This is a genomic window from Priestia sp. FSL H7-0729, assembly GCF_038005685.1.
GTDB lineage: Bacteria > Bacillota > Bacilli > Paenibacillales > Paenibacillaceae > Paenibacillus.
This window is the reverse complement of the sequence record NZ_JBBOTQ010000005.1, coordinates 123,321-139,640: the sequence shown is the minus strand read 5'-3', so window position 1 is coordinate 139,640 and position 16,320 is coordinate 123,321. Positions and strand designations below refer to the sequence as shown.

Genomic DNA, 16,320 nt, shown 5'->3' with positions numbered 1-16,320 from the left:
TCCTCTATCATCATAGGTATGCGAGGATCGCTGATTTAGGACAGGCTGTTTATTATATTTGCAAAAAAAAGTGATCTGATTCTCATCAAATGGCATACTGTCGTCACCGATATTCCGTGACTATGATTACAGCAGGTGTTCATTCAAATATGGATTATGGACAGCCATGCTGTGAACCCTTTTCATGACATCTGGCCCCACCGGTACATCCCCAACGCGCCTTAACAGAATCCAGCGCAGACAAGCTATTGCTCCAAAAATCTGTTCCTCTTCCAGCGTGTACACATCACTCGCAGCACGTGCAAATTGAGCGCGATACATCTCGCCGTAACTTTCCCCATTATAGATGGTGATGAGAAAAACAGACCATGCCATATCGTACCTTGGATCGCCATATTGCCCATTAGTCCAATCGATAATCGTATAATGGCCGTCCATTTCAAGAATGTTTCCCAGATTATAATCACCATGAATCAAACATTCCTGTCTGATCTGGACATGCTGGGTCAGGTTTGCGAGATGCTCATGAATATCTTCATGTGATTCTATATGAGGAAAAAAGTATTCAACAAAATCGTAACTGGATATATATTCGCCATCTTCCCCAACATCCGCTTGAATCGCCGGATAACGATGGACTTCTATTAATCGCTCAGCCAAATGTGTCAGTTTGGTTTGGGTTAATTGGGTAACCGGCTCTCCATCATAGCTCGTTAACAGCACCTGATTCTGTTGGTCGTCTAATCCCCAACCGTACGGCTTAGATACACGAATTCCAGTTTGATAAAGCATGGATAATAACCGATATTGTTTGGCGATATCCGGTTTGGAATCTTTGTCCCAGACCTTCAATACGTACTGTTGATCATCCATTTCAATTCTCATCACACTCGCTTCCAGTCCAGGTGGCAAGGGAATGATCTGAACATCCTGTTCAATCACCTGCTGGACACGTTCATCCAGTTCAATCCAATTCATCTGACTAAGTTGAATCGTCATCGTCTCCCCCTCTTTCATGTTATGAGCGACTCTCAGTCAGGTATAATCAGGCCTTTACCAATGACATTAGCGGATACCGGCTGCTTGCCCAATTCTCTGGCCCATACCGATAGTTGCCCCATATGATGAATCTCATGGGCAATCACATGTCGCATGACTTCTCCCCATGAATCTGTATCAGGCTTACCAGCCGAGCGAGAATCGATATAAGCTCTTTTTTCCATATTCGGCTCCCATGCTGTAACAAATGCCTCCACATCCGGACGTAATCTGCGATCCAATTGTCTTACTGCCTCAAGGTTCTGGTAATTTGCGTAATCTTCGGCATCATCCGGTTTGCCCTGAAGCAATTGAAGCCAGCTCCACTCTACATCAATGATATGAAACAACGTTTGTAATATGCTGCCTACTCCGCCCGTACGAGGCCTAAGCAATTCTTCAAGCGGTACATCCTCACACCACGCATACCATTGCTCACGCACGATCCAGTTGTAACGAAAGAAAGTTTCCATTGGTATATTCCCCTTTAGCGATATTTTTCAAAGAGATTTTATTAATTCCGGATTTGATCCAGAAGCGTAATGCTGGCCAATTTATGAGCGCAACGTTAATTCGAATTTCCTTGTAACCTAGCTCGGAACAATGGAGAGTTAGTGCCTGAATTAATTCTTGTCCATATCCCTGCTTCTGGATTTCACTCTGAATATATAGAAACTCCAGATATAGCGAATCCTCAGAAGGATAACCAAGGGAAAAATCCGGTGATAGCATATGCTTCCGATGTAGCTTTCTTGCAGAAAGCTTGGAGGCGAACAATTCGTTTCTTCAGGTTATTTCTGTCCTCTCCTTTATCAGTGTAAATATTTAGTTGAACTTATATAGTAAATTTCTTTTTTATATACAAGATTACATGAATACCTGCATAAATAAACAGCACATTGAACAAATATAAAAGTACATTAAAATGAATGCCAGATATAAACCAGATTGTTCCGTCCGAGTTGGCAAAATGATAATCCGTAAAGAATCGGACCGGGAAACCATACTCTGTTCGGAGCGGTCCATCTTCCGTATGTAAAGTTCCAGGAATACATATGACGGCTAATACAGCAAGCCAAGCGGATAGATTCATGATTCTTTTATTAACTTTCAATACCTCTCCTCCTGACGAATCAGTTTAATTCAACTCTTCCTGCTTCGCGTCTGTAACAAAAATCTCCAATCCCATATCAATCAGTACAAATAGAATAGCAGCAAGTACTCCAAATAAGGTCAGGGCTAACGTCTCTTTGAAATTCAGTATTTCTTCCCCTGCCCCCATGAGCACATAATAGATATACATGCCTAGAACACCAGCACATGCATAACCCAATATCCTCGTACTTAGATACAACACATGATTAGGGAATTGTATTCGGCTGAGCAGATAGTCCAGCAATATCGATAACGGCAGCCCGATCAATAGAATCAGCGGAGTCGCGTATACCAGATAAATAATAATGTAAAAATCAAAATTGTAGGATTCATTCATTGATATGAGACTTGCAGCCAAAGTAAAACAAATGATGGTTAGTCCGGTCGTCATCAGCTTTCTTCCCATGTTCATTTCATCACTCCAGTAGAGTCAGCTCTATTCATTGGATGGGCTTATGCGTCAGATTTTGACGGTTGCCATCCGATTTCTGCTCGGAGAAACTACCTGCCTGTCTAACGTGTATATGTATCCTTCTGCTGCCGGGCACTTCCCGAAAATATCGTTTAGTCTGATCTGAATTTTCTGCTCTGAATACAAAACCAACGGTTTCGATCTCACGTTTGTAGTCCAACAGATTTTCAACATTGGAAACAGATATTTGTATATCGATAATAGGTTTGGCGTCTATCCCGACAATTGAAGTGGACCCAACATGATCGATTCGCACAGCCTTTTCGCCTAACGCAGCTCTTAATTTCGAACCCGTTTCGAGAAACAAATCACGCCATGCCGGATCATATTTTGCGATTCTCCATTGATCCTCCATACAACTCCTCCTCGGTTATTCAATCAAGCTATATAATTAAACAACACGTTCTTTCAACCTTTTGTTACATTTCGATTATTTAAAGATGTCATATAGAGATCATGCAAAATCATCATTGTTTATCCCCAGTTCGATTTGTTTTCTAGATTCAATCATGTATTCGTACACATCATCAATTTCTGTTATACCTTTAATATTGTCTTTTAACAGTTCAATAATTAAATTATTATCACACTCTCTCTTCCTTATATCTTTCAAATAGTTATCGTTATAGTCATCCATAAAATCTAATTTGTTCTTATAAAATCGAAATCTTTCCAAAACATACACTTCCTTAAGATGAATAAATAATGCTACAAAATCCTTAAAGTTTCTGGCCACTAAAGTTACTTGATTACCAAACGCCGTAGGTTGGATAAAGATAACCGGAGCTTCTTCCAAATCACTGATGGATCTGTTAAACGTGAAAAAAGCAAAATGGTCACCATCTGCCCCTGTTCTTCCAAATATGATGGCATCATCTGGCGTACAATAGTATCTATCATCGTCATTGTTAAAACTAATATAAAAACCCATGTAATCTTGGAGGGTTCCATCATGTTTTTTACGTAATTCTTTATCTATTCGAACAATGCCTTCTAAGGATTCTGGCATTTTATAATGTACTTCCACGTCTGCATACCTCTTTTCTATTGGCATTTATTAATATATCTATATTTTGACACAAATCAAAAAAAAGAGAAGGCCCCTTAGGCCTCCCCTTAACTTCTTAATGATAATCACACTTGAAATTTGTAAACTCAGCCACAGCATCTTCACCTGTCGCGTACAAACCAATGAGTACGCCTGTAAAACCTCCTGCCACCTCCGAGGATAGATATCTCGTCTGTGCCGTGCCTAGCAGAATCTCTTCGCCATCTGCTTGAAGCAAAAAGCTATATCGGTCATGGCTTGAGCGAATGACCAGCGTTGCATGCTGTTTATTTTCCAGCTCCAATCTATGTTCAATCGATTTGATATCCCCGATATTCAGACGCTCAATCACCTTATAGCCGTCCTGCTCCTGACGAATTGCTACTTCATAATGATGATTCTCGTCCATGTAGATCGTAACACCGGCCTCACCATTCGTCAGACTAACATCGACTGAAATCGTAGCATTAAAGTCTTTTTGACGAAGCCCGATGAACGTTGGGGATGCTGGAACGTCCAGCGTTACATCGGTTCCTGTTAGCGTAAGCTTGTCTGATTCGAGCTGATAGTGCTCTGTATTTGGATGACGAAGGTAACACCAATCGAGATTCCAGTCGGTATTTTCAAACGTATAACTCTTCTTATCCTGCTGGATCACTGTTTCGGGAATACGATTAGTCTCAAAACTCGTCAGCGTTGTACCCTCATGCCCGGCTGTAAACCATCCGTCTTCACCAAACGTAATTGGAGTCAGAAATACTTCACGCCCCAGATGATGGTACGTCGCCCATCTGCCAATCTGGCGGAATCCCAAGTGAAAGAGCCACCAGTTCCCCAGATCATCCTCAACCAAATCACCGTGACCTACACCCTGCAGCTCATATCCACCCAGATTACGATTGGTTAGAACCGGATTGTGCGCATAAGCTTCAAATGGACCTGAAGAAGAAGTGCCCCGCGCATACGTAACCATGTGACCATATTCGGTGCCACCTTCGGCTGCCAGCAGGTAATAATAACCGTTCATTTGATACAGATGCGGGCTCTCCAGATATCGTCCACCTGTCCCATTCCAGATGGTACGCCCAGGCGTCAATTTGCGACCGGTTTCGATCTCAATCTCACACTGTACAATTCCGCCAATGCCTTGATCATCGACTCCGTTACTCATAAACAAGGTCTTTCCGTCTTCAAAATACAAATCGGGATCAATCCCGCCTTGATCCACATAAATAGGCTCAGACCATTCTCCGTAGATATCGTCCGTCCATACATAGAAATTCTGATGCGTCGTATCGTTCGTTGTGACCATATAAAAACGTCCGTCATTATGCCTGATCGTTGGAGCAAATACGCCTCCGGAGCTGTTCACCGTCTCGAGCTGAATCTGACTTTTGCGTGTAAGGCAGTGACCAATCTGCTTCCAATTCAGCATATCCTTGCTCTCAAATAGCGGTACACCCGGGAAATACTGAAAAGAACTGCACACCATATAATACGAATCGTTGACTTTAATCACACTAGGGTCTGGATAGAAACCTTTAACTACAGGATTATTGTATTTCATAACACTCCACCTCTTATGCTAAAATTCATAAATATAAGAATTCAACTGTTTAGTAGCTAAAGAAATTAAACATCATTCAACGTAAACTTGCAATGAATCTGGATTGCTTCTTCGAGCTAATTTTATTAAATTAATATATATGTGATTTTAGAAGATTGATTGTAGGGAGTTGTACAGATGATCAAAGCAAATGGAGAGCCCCGGTTTCTTCCTTTATATGAGGCGCTGGCAAGCGAAGTCAGATGGAGAATCATGGATATGATTGCAGATCACGAGAAGAATGTGAAGGATATTGCGTCAGTATTGGAGCTTAGCCCCTCCATTGTCACGATGCATATTCGCAAACTGGAGGATGCGGGCCTGATTGGGAGCAGACGAGTTCGGATTAACGGAGGAACACACAAATTATGTTACCTCAAGCAAAATCATATTGAGATTGAGCTGCCTTCCGCAAGCCGAACTTCACGAACCAGAGAGCAGACAATATCTGTCGGGCACTATACTGCTTTTGATATTCACCCTACCTGTGGGCTAGGCACACTTGAGAAAGAAATCGGCGTATGGGATGATCCGCGTTACTTTCTTGATCCCGAGCGGGTACATGCTGCTATCCTGTGGTTTGGGAAAGGCTATGTTGAATATAAAACATCTAATTTTGTGCTTCCGGACGAGACTACAGATGCAATAGAGATCTCGATGGAACTGGCATCTGAAGCTCCGGGATTACGGGATCATTGGCCGTCAGATATTCAATTCACCTTTAACGGTGTTTCACTTGGAACGTGGACAAGCCCTGCCGACTTCGGCAGAGCAGCACGCGGCAAGTATACGCCGGAATGGTGGCATCGCAATGTGAATCAGTATGGTTTATTGAAAACAATCCGCATTGATGCCTCCGGTACGTATATGGATGGTGAGCGGATGTCAGACATTACGCTCAGAGATGTCAAACTAGACGAACCGTTCTGGACGCTTCGTTTCACAGTTGACGAGACAAGCCCCAACGTTGGGGGATTAACGATCTATGGTGCCGGTTTCGGTAACCATGATCAGGATATTGTTATTCGTATACTTCAGATTTGACACTACATAAATTGAACTAAAGAATATTTACACTGCACACTCCGATGACAGAACAACCTTCCGATCGCTGTCATCCCCAGATTTTTTTAATTCCTTTTATAAAGGGGAAATCCGGGGATAGCGTATGCTTCCGATGTAGCTTTCCTGCAGAAAGCTTGTAGACGAACGCTCCGCTTCTTCAGGTCCTTTCTGTCCTCTCCGTTTTGTGTAAATGTTTAGTTCAACTTATATAGAAGATTTACTTGTCTATGTATTAGCAATCAGTTTTTGTTTGGAACCACTTCCTCAGCTGATTCATATGAGCTTGATGATAACGGTTGTGGTCAGCCATATGCCATAACCCCCAACGGATCGTAGCTTGCTTTTCGTTCTGATGGCCAAAAGTAACTAGTTGATCTAGATCAGCATCTGCTAAATGTGTGCATGTCTCTTTCAGAAGGGTTAATACACCCTCATATTGAGAGATAAGTGTGTCACGTGACACACCTTGAACCAGCGGAAGTCTATTATTTTCATCGATCATGGGGCCACATTGCTCTATTAAGCGTTGAGGAAGAACAGATCCCTTTATTCTATACACCCAATTCATATCAACAAACGTAATATGTCGTATTAATTGAGCTGTACTATTATACAGGTGCTGGTGCCCTTTGTAATCTATCTCTTCTTGCGACATCCCCTCAGTAATCGATTTAAGTCGCTGGCCGTTCTCTTTTACTGCGGAAAATAACATTCCAACAATAGGCTCCATATTGGCTTCACCTTGTAAATCGTAAATCATAGACATCCCACCTTACTTGAATATAAGTCTATTTTGAAGAATCTCCGATTAGTCGTTGATTCAATTCCCAGATTGCTACTCTATTACTATCCCATTTAAGCATTTCACGTGCTTCTTCATAAGTCACCCATTTGTATTCTGTATGCTCATCGGATAGAGATATATCCTTCACATCGAGTTCTACCCCAAAGCAATACTCCGGAATAACAAATGTATCAGGTCCCCACATAAAATAACCAATCACATCAACTACAGAGTGAGTCGAGCTTGATTTAAGACTCATGTATCGGCTATTTAAGGATATTCCTGCCTCTTCGTTCGCCTCTCTCATCGCTGCTTCTAAAGGTTTTTCCTCATCTTCCCCACCTCCAGCTATGCCTTGCCAGTAACCTTCTTTTGCTCTTCGAAAGATTGCGTATACATAATCATTTGAATCGTCTGACCTGGTATACGGGAAAACTAATATTTGAAATGGGGCACGAGACACAAACACATTCCTCCTCTTCGCGTTATATTTCTAACACTAATACAGATAAATCAATTTCTTTTTACCTTCGCTCTTTCAATAAGTCCTTTATTTCCCTTAACTCTGATAATATTTCTTTTGTGTGCTGACTATTTTTTGAGTTATCTATCCCAACTTTCACAACATATATACCGAGGAACAGATAAACCACCAACATAATGATCATTCCCATGTGCATTTCTCCTTCCCAAAAAACAAAACTCTGTTAGGAGAGTCACTCTCTCCCGTACTCTCTCTCCAACTGATTTCCATGGAATGCCTTCAAAATAAAAGCCCGATCCGGAACGTTCAACCGTTCATACGATTGCAGATACTCTCTGTTGTCATATGGAACGCCAATGAATTTCACATCAATGTTCCCCTCTTGGAGATTTACGATGCCATATCTGGCAATGGCAAGATCATTACAGCCTAAAGCTCCCGGATTCATATAAATTCGTTGATCTGTCTTATAGTAATGAAGAATATGATGATGACCAAAACAAACCAAATCATGGGCTGTCCCCTGATACTTCGCATCCAATTTGGTTCCGGATGATTCTTTATCGATGGCATCCAGCTTGTCGTTGTTCCTATGATAGTGAGTCAAAAGGAATCGACGTCCTGCTACCTCTTTTTCAACAAATTTCGGTAGAGCTTGGATTCTCTTGATCGATTCTGCACTCAAATGCTGACCAATCCATTCATGATGCTCGGCCATGCCTTTGTGCCCTTCTAATGGACCCTTATTTTGAAGCAAACTCATTACGGCCTCTTCGTGATTCCCTGAAATCGCTATCATATTTTTACGACTGTACAACATCTCGATCACTTCATTGGAGTAAGGGCCGATGCCGATCATATCTCCCAAGCAAAATGTATGCTCAACATCCCCTCTGGAATCGATATCAGCCAGTACCGCCCGAAGTGCCGGAACATTTCCATGAATATCGGTTAAGATGGCAACCTTCATTGAGACTCCTCCTCTGGGATATACATCGTCTGAATCTCCTGTACTCCCGGAATAAACCCCAGATTCAGATACACGGACTCCGCATCATTTCCTTGCATCACATACAATCGCAGCACGGGATATTTACCCTTAAGTTCATTCAAAGCTCTCTGTAACATCAGTGTAGCAAGCCCTCTGCCTCTATATGCCGGCCGAACCCCGATGCTATATACGGCAGCCTGATTATCCTGCAGACAAAGACGACAGTTGGCAATAAGCAGCCCCGTCTCCTTATCGTATACAAGTGTAGATGCCTGAGTTAGAATCTCATTCGTATAGTTAGGGTCGTCGCTTGGTATAAAATCTGAGAGAGTGGTATGTTTTCTTCGTGTAGCTTCAAGACTTCCTGCAAAACTCTCCATGTCACATCTGGCAATTTCATCTTCATTCACATATGTTCTACTGCCGGTTTCGCTTTCAATAATCTCTGGGCTTTTCACGGTTACCCTGCTGTCCCATTCGACGTCAAAATGATCTGTAGGCCGCTGCATCCAGCGACATCTGAACTCCACTGGCCAGAATCCAGCTCTAGCGAACAGATCGACTTGATCTGGAAGAATCTCAAAGGTCAGAATGCGTTTCGTGCGATCCGACCACTGTACTAATGTATGCTTCAGCAGTTTCAATACCTCAAAGCACTGCTGGAATGGCGGGATAAAAAACAAATGATACATCTGGTTAGGCTCCATTCTCACGCCACCTATTTTGCTTTCCCCTTTGTAAATCCAGTACGCACTGATCTTGGAAGAACTGAACTCTTCTTCTCTGAAAAATCCCACATACCGCATATCATAATAAACCGTGCAAAATAATCCCCATTCGGCAAAATCAGCTCTGCGAATCGAATATTCATCCGACAGATCATATTGAAGTATATCTATGGACCATTCCGTTAAACTCATATGTCATTCCTCCTCGATTCTAATTCCATGTACAGCAATCAAAGAACCTTTCTATACGCCACCCCGTGAACATGAATTAACACATGCTGTGCTTCCAAATGTTCGAAGAAATCCAACATGTCCTTAAACGGATTCTCGAAATACGAAGTCAGGTGGGCAAGCTCTGGCGTTGTTTTGATAAAATTGTAAAAGAAGTAGGGGGCCATGTTACCCACATCCGCTGGACTACCAAGGAAAACCTCCAATGTCTGGCCTGTTTCGGTATTCTTGAACATACAATGCTCGCCGTGAACATCAAAATACCAATTTCCCGTTAATTCTTCTTCTCCGTGGATTACCTCCGCATTGGACAGCAGATGATACGCCCCTGCGAGGATTTCCTCGCGATCAGGCTGATCGGTTTCCAATATCAGTTGGTTGATCAATTGCCGCGCAATTCTCTTGTACATATCCATTGCCATTAATAATTCTTCCGTAATTTCCTGTGTTATTGATTTCATCATTTCAGATCCTTTGCCCTTTCCAATGAAGATGAACTGCCAGACCTTGCGGTTAGCAAAGATATAATAATGTAGCCAAAAAGTTGAACCGTAAATACAATGCCGACAAACTCAACCATTATGCCGTTCGCTGCATTGAAATCGTTCACAAGATCCACGAAGATCTTACCGGGCCTGGATAATACATCCCACGAATTCCACCGATTAAATCTGCCAATGTAGACCCCTATACTGCTCAATAGCAAAATAACGCCTACAATCATCAGGCTAATGTACTTATTTACTAATTTATTTAACATGCCGTGGATTTGAATGATCGAACAAGTCGAGAGCAGCAATCCTATGTTCGCTACAGCAAACGTCAAGGTGATTCCATACCAAAAATCAATCTTAACCCAAAATTGAACCTCCCCTTGAGCATCAAAATATCGGAATGAGTGCAGGATCTCTGTAAAAAGGTAGGCCGAATTCGGCAGAAAAAAGAGCCAAACTGCACACATCAACCACATACATATAACGCTCGTTGTGGTTACTTTCTTATGAAATATGTATCTAATGCAGGATGAGATGATGAATGGTACCCATGCCAGGAGCATATCCCAACTTAAAAAGCGATACATATTCGTATCTGTTTGGGCTCGTAAATACATCACAACACCTAAACAACAACAAGTAGCCACGAACAAGGTAACGATGAGTCTGGGATCTTGCACCGGATGTTTGTTATCTTTCATTTCTTTGCTTCTACTTCCTTTTCCTTGAAGATGTTATACGTTATAAATACTTTTTAAATGCCTTGCTGGATTCTCCGTCGTACCCCAATTTCGTATAAAAGTGATGTGCTTCATGTCTGGATGAGCCGCTCGTCAGAAACACCTTTAGACAATTTTTCTGCACACATACGTCTTCTACATACTTCATCAATTCAGAACCATATCCCTTGCTCTGAACATGTTCCGTAATAATAACCCGCTCAACGACGCCGAAGGGTCTATTTTCCACCAAAGCATCCAGACATATATGTAAATGAGCCGTGCCGATCACCTGATCACCCAGTTCATAAACGAACAAGAAACTGTTTGGGTTATTCCGAACCTCTTCAATCCGTTCTGCCAGTACCCTTGTGTTTAAGTTGTTCGGCAATAATTCTTTATATAGTCTCTCGATAACCTCTGCATCCCTGGCTTCTGCCTCTCTTATCATCCAGCTTCCCCTCCCTGTTACCTCACTTGATAACTTAAAATGATATCCCCGTTGTCCTCGAATTCACCCGTGTCCTGAAATCCGCAACACTTATACAGCGCATTAGCCGCGATGTTATGAGGAACATGGGATACCCTGATTTGCTGGCAATCACTTCTATCTTGCAACATACGAATCACTTCTTGAATAGCAAGTTTACCGTAGCCCTTCCCCTGATACTTCTCATCAATCATGAAGCGCAGAATCCAGTAATACCCGTCATTGTAGACCTCATTATCAAATAAAATAAAACCGACCATCTGATCCTCTGCGAAAATGCCATATGGTTTGGACGTAATTTCCTTTGTCGCATGAATCAATGAATCCGCATTGCTAGCTACCAAATCCAGCTGATCTTCCCGTGGTTTAAGGTGGATGCACTCGAGTTCATTATCTTTGGTTATAGGTTGTAACTTCACTTGCTCCATACCTACCATCCTCTCTCCTTGAAGCTTATCACTAGATTTTCTTGATCAATATAATCTCCAAAGGTTGTGTATCCAGCAACAGAGCCCCTGCGTCAACATACCCCTTCATTAACTACGTCCATCATAACCTAAAATGTGGTAGTTGCGAACAGTTCTTTCCTCTTATTTTCCCATGCCAAAAAACCACGGTTTCCCGTGGTTGCACCCGCTCTATTTCCCTTAATTCGATATCGTTCCGCTCACCAATTGTCCCTTGTACCATACGGCCTGCCGCGCAGATCGCCGCGCAACGGCTTCTGCCGAGCAACTTGCATGCACCAATACAAAACTCGCTGTGTCCCCCACCTTCGGCCATACGTGTTCCCCTTGTGAATCCAGCGGTGTGATTCCGCCTGTTATGAACGCCAAAGATTGAGACAAGGACAATTCATCACTATATCCGTACAGTTCTGCGAAGCGTCCCGCTTTCTCAAGCAGATCTCCATTGCCAAAAGGAGACCAATGATCCGTCAGGCTGTCTGTCGCCAGCTTCACGTTCACGCCCATACGATGAAGCATGGGAAGAGGCATCATCGTTCTGCCAATGGGCACCGTGGAAGCAATGCTCATCCCCAGCGAAGCCATTCGCTGCGCCATATCTTCCGCTTCCTGCTGCTCCGCGCGGGCGAACCAGAACGCATGACTTACCGTAACTTTACCCTGAAGCCCTGCTGCTTCAGTCAGTTTCGCAAGTTCCAGCAACGTTTGCTTGCCGGCCTGCCCGCCATCATGCAGATGAATATCGATGCCCGCCTGATGCTGAATAGCCAGTTCAATCATGGCATTCAGTGATTTCTCGATGTCTTCGTCCACTGTATGAGGATCGAGTCCACCCACATGCGTTGCACCTTCCTGCATCGCTTGGCCCATAAGCTCCACTGAATGGGAGCGAAGCAGTCCATGCTGTGGGAAAGCAACGATTTCCGAAGAGATTTTACCCGAAAATGATTCCAAAGCCTGCCGTGTCGCTTCCATTCTTTTCAAGCCACTGACGGGTTCGATATTGCAATGACTACGTACATGAGTGGAGCCATACCCCTGGATCAAGGTCAGAATACTCTCCGCTTGACGCTTGGCATCTGGTAGCAGCCTGGGTAACAGAATTTTCTCTTCTTCAATGCGATCAAAAATACTGGAGATCCGTTTAACCGCTGTCCACGGCCCATCGTAGTACGTTTTGTCCAGATGGATATGTGCCTCCTCGAACGAAGGCAACAGCAGAAGTCCCTTGCCATCTACTTGTGGTAGATCGCTAGATAGCGGGTTGCTTCCTTCCACAATCTCCGCGATCACTCCATCTTCAATCCGCAGGTGGGTAAGACTTGTCCGTGTCCCTGTCACTTGCTCCTCTTCCCGAACATACCCCCGCTCCACAGTCACGTTTGTTAACCAATAAGCCTGCTTCATCATATCATCCCTCTTTTCTTACCCGGCATTACGTCCCCCGGATACCGATTAATCTATGATCCATGGTACCATACCGTTTCATCGGGCAAAAATACATAAAACGTTGGTGTTCCATATGCGTAACGTTTGCTTTACTCTACCTTAATACATGCGAAAAAACAGGCACAATACGTACCTGCTCTGTCCACTCACCTTCATCTTCTTGATTAGCCCAGTCCATTAAAAATGAAACCGCGCATGCCCTCCATCGGTCACGCCTTCAATCTGTTCGATATCCAGCAATCTGCGCTTCATCTCCAACCCTCCACGGAACCCGGTCAGCTTGCGATTGGCCCCGATAATACGGTGGCAGGGTAACAGAACCGGAATCGGATTGGCCCCATTCGCAGCACCAACCGCTCGAACAGCCGAAGGTCTTCCAATCGCAGCAGCTATGTCGCCATAGGTTCGAATTTCACCATAAGGGACACGGCTCAGTTCTCTCCATACCTCCTGCTGAAAGTTCGTTCCGATCAAGTCCAGTGGGATGGCATCTGTATACGCCACTGGTTTCCCTGCGAAATAGGACTGCAACCAGTCCATCATACCTGTTTGTTTCAGAGCATGCTCATTCTCTTCCAGTTCCACGCCAGGTGCAACTTTCTGTATCCAGCCGTTCCAGTCTTCCAGTGTTTCGTTAGGCATGACTACTCGGCACAATCCTTGTTCCGTAGCGATTAGCACCCATGGTAGACCGTCCAACTGCATCGTGGTGTACATCAACTTTTTTCTCATCCGTTTATTGTCCTCTCTCTCCGGTGGAATGCTTCATGCTAGGACTAGGAGGTAAGCTGCTTCTTCACCTTACGTTTCATACTGCGGATCATCTGCTTGCTCTCCGGATCAACCCGATACGATTCCGTGATTTTCTGAAGTGCCTTATTATACGTAAAATCGTCTAGCGTATTATGGTTCAGATAACGCAGAGTCACCTCAGGTTGTTTCACATAAGCCATCGAGATGGCCCACGCAACCGCCATTTTCACATAATAAGCTTCGTGTCGAATCCGATCCAATGCGATCAGAACCCGATCAATATATCTCTCATCCAGATAAAAATTCAACAGCATGACCACGCCAAACCGAATCTCATATTCCTGATCTGATTTCAGATACGGCTGCAAGAATGCCCACATCGGCTCCGAATGCACCTTCGTATATTTCAGTCCCGCACAGAAGCTGTCGCACACCGACCAGTTGTCAATCTTCGGTACAAATGCTTCAATAGCCTTTAGCAGCTCGTCCAGATCAGCCTGAACATGCCCAATGACCATGGCTTGCAGCATCACTTCTTCAAAATATTCATCGTCTGCCGTCTCCAGATACGTGCGCCAGTCCCCCGCAGCAAGCTGCTTGGCAATCTTTCGCAAGGCGGGCAACCTTACGCCTAGTACATTCGTGATGTTGGGAATAAGCGCAGCCGAGAATTTCTGATACTCCGGCTCAACCATGCTGAGCAATTGTGTTCTGATATCTACTTCCACTAGCGCATGTCCTCCTCGTCTGTTGCTGTACAACAAGTATAGCCTCGCAGCGGCTGTTTGTAAGCCCATATCGAATGTTTGAGCAAGATTACAATATCATTTGGGGGACTCTCTTTTCCCCTTCATTGTTTAACCGCTAACCCATTTCGTTTAAAAATATGGAGCTGACCGTTTAGAAAGGAGTGTCGATATGAACGGACCTCATACCAAGAAAGATTACTCCGTAGAGGAGATTACCGAACAACTCGTGCAACATGTGCAATCCCGGAATCTTCCCGATTTTTATAAATCGGTGAAAGAACTACATCCCTACGACCTCTCACTCGTATATAAAAAGTTTCCTGAAGAAGAAACCAATCGGTTTCTGCTCCTGTTCAAACCCGATGCTCTGGCGGATCTCGCCGAGACCCTGAAGCTGCACGAACAGATTCAACTGTTTGAACGACTCGGGCCGGAACGAACGCTTGAAGTCATGCAGCAGATGGACAAAAGTGATCTGATCCGGTTCATGCATGATTTGCCTGCCAAACGCAGAGAAGAATTGCTGTCCACCATGAATCTGGACCACTCTGCCATTATCCGGTCCCTGCTTAATTATCCGCCGGAGACGGCTGGACGCATCATGACAGATCGGTACCGGACCCTGCTCGCCCATGAGACAGCCAAGGAAGCCTTGCGACAATCGCAAGGCACAATGCATATCTCCGCCTCCAGTTACCTCTATGTGACCGATAATGAAGGTAAACTGGTCGGTGTCGTGAGTTATCGATCCCTTGCCTTGGCTGACGACAAGACCCAGGTTGAAGAACTGATGAACCGGCGTGTGATCCACGCAACCGTTGATATGGACCAGGAAGAAGCAGCACAGCTTCTGCAACGCTATGAGTTTATGGCGCTTCCGGTGGTGGATGAGAATCAAAGGTTATGCGGTATTATTCAAATGGATGATGTCATCGATATTATTATGGATGAAGCCAGTGAAGATTTGGCCAAGATGGGTGGGGGCGGCAAGGATATTGACTTTGATACCAAACCACTCGTTGCGGTTAGACGCAGACTCCCCTGGCTCATTCTATTGCTGCTGATTGGCCTCATCTCGGGAAGCATCGTGGATTTTTTCGAGGATACACTGAATCAGGTTGTCGCACTGGCATTCTTTATGCCGATGATCGCAGGTATGACGGGTAATACAGGAACACAATCTCTGGCTGTTGTGGTACGTGGACTGATCGGACGCAAGCTCGACAAAGCCACCGTACTCGCACTGATTGGCCGGGAGATCAAGGTAGGCACAATGATTGGCTTGGTATGCGGATTACTGATCACCGTCATTGCTTATGTCTGGCAAGGGGACTGGCTGCTTGGCGCCATTATTGGGGTGTCTTTGTTCCTTACTCTCGTCATCGGTACACTGACCGGTACCTGTATACCGCTTCTGCTTAGTCGTTTCAAAGTCGACCCTGCTGTCGCCTCTGGCCCATTAATCACCACATTGAATGATATCTTGTCCCTGTTTATCTATTTTGGAATCGCCACACGTTTCCTCGATGCCTTGCTGTAAATAAAAGGGGGGCATACGGCAAAACAGACCTGATCCTGAGATAGATCAAGGTCTGTT

21 protein-coding genes are annotated in these 16,320 nt (G+C 44.1%); 2 read left to right on the top strand and 19 right to left on the bottom strand.

From position 1 onward, the window contains the following. Positions 1-126: 126 nt before the first annotated feature. The 8 genes from MHH93_RS13870 to MHH93_RS13835 all read right to left on the bottom strand — a co-directional run bounded on the left by MHH93_RS13870 (position 127) and on the right by MHH93_RS13835 (position 5,280). Positions 127-999: an aminoglycoside phosphotransferase family protein gene (locus MHH93_RS13870; protein ID WP_500054491.1), complete on the bottom strand. Its 873-nt coding sequence runs from the start codon at positions 997-999 to the stop codon at positions 127-129. Positions 1,000-1,031: 32 nt separating this feature from the next. Continuing rightward, a complete protein-coding gene (locus MHH93_RS13865; protein WP_500054490.1) occupies positions 1,032-1,511 on the bottom strand; it encodes a DinB family protein in 480 nt (159 codons plus the stop codon). Beyond that, positions 1,474-1,770: a GNAT family N-acetyltransferase gene (locus MHH93_RS13860; RefSeq protein WP_500054489.1), complete on the bottom strand. Its 297-nt coding sequence runs from the start codon at positions 1,768-1,770 to the stop codon at positions 1,474-1,476. Before MHH93_RS13860 ends, MHH93_RS13865 begins: the two co-directional genes overlap by 38 nt. Before the next feature lie 103 nt (positions 1,771-1,873). Beyond that, the gene (locus tag MHH93_RS13855) at positions 1,874-2,152 is read right to left on the bottom strand and encodes a hypothetical protein (protein ID WP_500054488.1); all 279 of its coding nucleotides are present in this window, start codon (positions 2,150-2,152) and stop codon (positions 1,874-1,876) included. Between the two features lie 24 nt (positions 2,153-2,176). Next, positions 2,177-2,605: a hypothetical protein gene (locus MHH93_RS13850; RefSeq protein WP_500054487.1), complete on the bottom strand. Its 429-nt coding sequence runs from the start codon at positions 2,603-2,605 to the stop codon at positions 2,177-2,179. A 28-nt stretch (positions 2,606-2,633) separates the two neighbouring features. Next, positions 2,634-3,020 (bottom strand): GrpB family protein, encoded by a 387-nt coding sequence (locus MHH93_RS13845; protein ID WP_500054486.1) that lies wholly within the window; start codon positions 3,018-3,020, stop codon positions 2,634-2,636. A 99-nt stretch (positions 3,021-3,119) separates the two neighbouring features. Further along, positions 3,120-3,692, bottom strand: a complete 573-nt coding sequence (locus MHH93_RS13840; RefSeq protein ID WP_500054485.1) for a hypothetical protein — start codon at positions 3,690-3,692, stop codon at positions 3,120-3,122. Positions 3,693-3,789: 97 nt separating this feature from the next. Beyond that, positions 3,790-5,280 carry a glycoside hydrolase family 43 protein gene (locus tag MHH93_RS13835; protein WP_500054484.1) on the bottom strand — a complete coding sequence of 497 codons (1,491 nt, stop codon included), beginning with the start codon at positions 5,278-5,280 and terminating at the stop codon, positions 3,790-3,792. A 177-nt stretch (positions 5,281-5,457) separates the two neighbouring features. Between MHH93_RS13835 and MHH93_RS13830 the strand changes: the two genes are divergently transcribed. Further along, positions 5,458-6,363, top strand: coding sequence for an ArsR/SmtB family transcription factor (locus tag MHH93_RS13830; RefSeq protein WP_500054483.1), 906 nt, complete (start codon positions 5,458-5,460; stop codon positions 6,361-6,363). A 253-nt stretch (positions 6,364-6,616) separates the two neighbouring features. On the opposite strand, the gene MHH93_RS13825 is transcribed toward MHH93_RS13830, so the two are convergent. The 11 genes from MHH93_RS13825 to MHH93_RS13775 form a co-directional block, all read right to left on the bottom strand. Further along, on the bottom strand, positions 6,617-7,144 hold the full coding sequence (locus tag MHH93_RS13825; RefSeq protein ID WP_500054482.1) for a DinB family protein: 528 nt from the start codon (positions 7,142-7,144) through the stop codon (positions 6,617-6,619). Between the two features lie 28 nt (positions 7,145-7,172). Continuing rightward, positions 7,173-7,631: an NUDIX hydrolase gene (locus MHH93_RS13820; protein ID WP_500054481.1), complete on the bottom strand. Its 459-nt coding sequence runs from the start codon at positions 7,629-7,631 to the stop codon at positions 7,173-7,175. A gap of 253 nt (positions 7,632-7,884) precedes the next feature. Continuing rightward, on the bottom strand, positions 7,885-8,622 hold the full coding sequence (locus MHH93_RS13815; protein ID WP_500054480.1) for a metallophosphoesterase family protein: 738 nt from the start codon (positions 8,620-8,622) through the stop codon (positions 7,885-7,887). Beyond that, positions 8,619-9,563: a GNAT family N-acetyltransferase gene (locus MHH93_RS13810; RefSeq protein ID WP_500054479.1), complete on the bottom strand. Its 945-nt coding sequence runs from the start codon at positions 9,561-9,563 to the stop codon at positions 8,619-8,621. The genes MHH93_RS13815 and MHH93_RS13810 overlap by 4 nt, the downstream gene beginning before the upstream one ends. Before the next feature lie 38 nt (positions 9,564-9,601). Then, positions 9,602-10,066 carry a DUF6896 domain-containing protein gene (locus MHH93_RS13805; protein WP_500054478.1) on the bottom strand — a complete coding sequence of 155 codons (465 nt, stop codon included), beginning with the start codon at positions 10,064-10,066 and terminating at the stop codon, positions 9,602-9,604. Continuing rightward, positions 10,063-10,659 carry a DUF1361 domain-containing protein gene (locus tag MHH93_RS13800; protein WP_500054716.1) on the bottom strand — a complete coding sequence of 199 codons (597 nt, stop codon included), beginning with the start codon at positions 10,657-10,659 and terminating at the stop codon, positions 10,063-10,065. Before MHH93_RS13800 ends, MHH93_RS13805 begins: the two co-directional genes overlap by 4 nt. Positions 10,660-10,837: 178 nt before the next feature. Continuing rightward, positions 10,838-11,266, bottom strand: coding sequence for a GNAT family N-acetyltransferase (locus MHH93_RS13795; protein ID WP_500054477.1), 429 nt, complete (start codon positions 11,264-11,266; stop codon positions 10,838-10,840). 17 nt (positions 11,267-11,283) lie between these two features. After that, a complete protein-coding gene (locus tag MHH93_RS13790; protein WP_500054476.1) occupies positions 11,284-11,733 on the bottom strand; it encodes a GNAT family N-acetyltransferase in 450 nt (149 codons plus the stop codon). A 219-nt stretch (positions 11,734-11,952) separates the two neighbouring features. After that, on the bottom strand, positions 11,953-13,179 hold the full coding sequence (locus MHH93_RS13785; protein ID WP_500054715.1) for an amidohydrolase: 1,227 nt from the start codon (positions 13,177-13,179) through the stop codon (positions 11,953-11,955). A 219-nt stretch (positions 13,180-13,398) separates the two neighbouring features. Further along, positions 13,399-13,953 (bottom strand): methylated-DNA--[protein]-cysteine S-methyltransferase, encoded by a 555-nt coding sequence (locus MHH93_RS13780; RefSeq protein WP_500054475.1) that lies wholly within the window; start codon positions 13,951-13,953, stop codon positions 13,399-13,401. A 44-nt stretch (positions 13,954-13,997) separates the two neighbouring features. Then, positions 13,998-14,702 (bottom strand): DNA alkylation repair protein, encoded by a 705-nt coding sequence (locus MHH93_RS13775; RefSeq protein ID WP_500054474.1) that lies wholly within the window; start codon positions 14,700-14,702, stop codon positions 13,998-14,000. A gap of 190 nt (positions 14,703-14,892) precedes the next feature. Here MHH93_RS13775 and mgtE point away from each other — a divergent pair, with 190 nt between their 5' ends. After that, positions 14,893-16,263, top strand: coding sequence for a magnesium transporter (gene mgtE, locus MHH93_RS13770; RefSeq protein ID WP_500054473.1), 1,371 nt, complete (start codon positions 14,893-14,895; stop codon positions 16,261-16,263). Positions 16,264-16,320 lie beyond the last annotated feature (57 nt).